Below are 1,587 nucleotides of genomic sequence, written 5' to 3'. Positions count from 1 at the left end.
GCGAGGGACTGAGCCGGGTTGACTTCTTCTACACCCCTGATGGCGAACTGATCATCAACGAGATCAACACCATGCCCGGGTTTACGCCCAAGAGCATGTACCCGCAGATGTGGAAGGCCTCAGGACTGGGCTACGCCGACCTGATTGACGAGCTGATCCACCTGGCCCTGCACCGCAAGACCGGCCTGCGCTAGAACCGCGCTGCGCTGGAACCGGGCGGGCGCGGACGGGCCTGCCCGGGCCTACTTGCTGGTGGGGAGGTTCTGCAGATCCTCTTGACCCACACATTTCCGGGTTGCCGGGATCTTCAGCGCGGCGGCGGAGAGGTCCGCCAGCACGGTGGCCGAACTGATCTTGTCCGGGTCCATCAGGATCTCCGTGGCCGGTTCGCGGCCGAACGTGGTCAGCGTCCACACGGGGTCGCCTTCCTTGATGACCCAGTCGACGTCGTTGACGCTGACACAGCGGTCGGTCGTGGGTCCGGGAACGTTGACGCCGCAGCGCAGAATCACTTGGGACGGATCGCCCCAGGCCGCAGTGGCCTGTGCGTTGGTCTTCCGCAGCTTGGCATCGCCGATCGCGTCCGGCAGGGCCAGCATCATCGGCGCGCAGGCCGCGTTCGCGGCATCCTTGGCGGGCGTGACGTCGACAACCGGGGAACACGAGGTCAAGGCCAGGCCGGCTGCGGCGGCCGCCACAGTCAAGGACAGGCGCGCGGAAGCCAGACGGCTGAAAGGGAGCATTGATCCAGCTTATCCCGGTCCGCGTGGCGCTATGGTCACGGCCCGGACTGCCCTATATCATGGCTCGGTGGCACTGAGGTGAACAGCTTGTCTTGCCGTCAAGTAGACTGGGGGGACCGTGCACCGCTGGGGTTTTGCCGACAACGACGTTAGTGATGGCCACGACCGCACAAACTTGATTCAATCTCGCACCTGGGGGAGGGCCTGTCGATGACGTCGCGCAGCCAAAAACTGAAGTCAGCACGCGTCGGGCTGGGAGCACTGCTCCTGGCCCTCTCCATCGCGGGAACGGCCGTTCCTGCCCACGCTGAAGACCCGCCTCCCGTCATCGGTGCTCCTGTGATCACGGACTCTCCGACACCCACCCCCACTCCGAGTGAATCTGGGGGGACGACGCCGGGCGGCGGTACGTTGCCGGGTGGCGGCACTGGCGGTGGTACGTTGCCTGGCGGCGGCACTGGCGGTGGTACGTTGCCGGGTGGCGGCACTGGCGGTGGTACGTTGCCTGGCGGCAGCACTGGCGGTGGTACGTTGCCTGGCGGCAGCACTGGCGGCGGTACGTTGCCTGGCGCTAACACTGGCGGCGGTACGCTGCCTGGCGCTAACACTGGCGGCGGAACGGGGACTCCCGTGGTGCCAGCCGCTCCCACGATTGTGACGCCCGCACCTGTCATCGAAACGCCGCCGTTCGTTGCACCCGTGGTCCCGGTGGCGCCGGTGGAAGAGGCCACCGCCGAAGCGTCGGCAACACCGACGCCCACACCTTCGCCGACGTCAGCGCCGTCGACGGCCCCTGCGGTGATCGCCACCCCCAGCGAGCCCCCCGTCATGGTGAAGTCCGAAG

The 1,587-nt window shown here is 67.0% G+C and carries 1 protein-coding gene and 2 pseudogenes; 2 read left to right on the top strand and 1 reads right to left on the bottom strand.

Annotated features, from left to right (window positions below; all coding sequences use genetic code 11):
- Positions 1-194 (top strand): annotated as a pseudogene (locus tag LQV45_RS31160) (D-alanine--D-alanine ligase A); the annotation flags it as partial.
- A 48-nt stretch (positions 195-242) separates the two neighbouring features.
- On the opposite strand, the gene LQV45_RS31155 reads toward LQV45_RS31160, so the two are convergent.
- The gene (locus tag LQV45_RS31155; RefSeq protein WP_230011198.1) at positions 243-743 is read right to left on the bottom strand and encodes a DUF3515 family protein; all 501 of its coding nucleotides are present in this window, start codon (positions 741-743) and stop codon (positions 243-245) included.
- Positions 744-1,376: 633 nt separating this feature from the next.
- Here LQV45_RS31155 and LQV45_RS31150 point away from each other — a divergent pair.
- A pseudogene (locus tag LQV45_RS31150) lies at positions 1,377-1,587 on the top strand (glycoside hydrolase); the annotation flags it as partial.

This window comes from Microbacterium sp. Bi128 (assembly GCF_918698205.1).
Note: the sequence above shows the minus strand (reverse complement) of the source record. Positions and strands in the feature narration are given on the sequence as shown.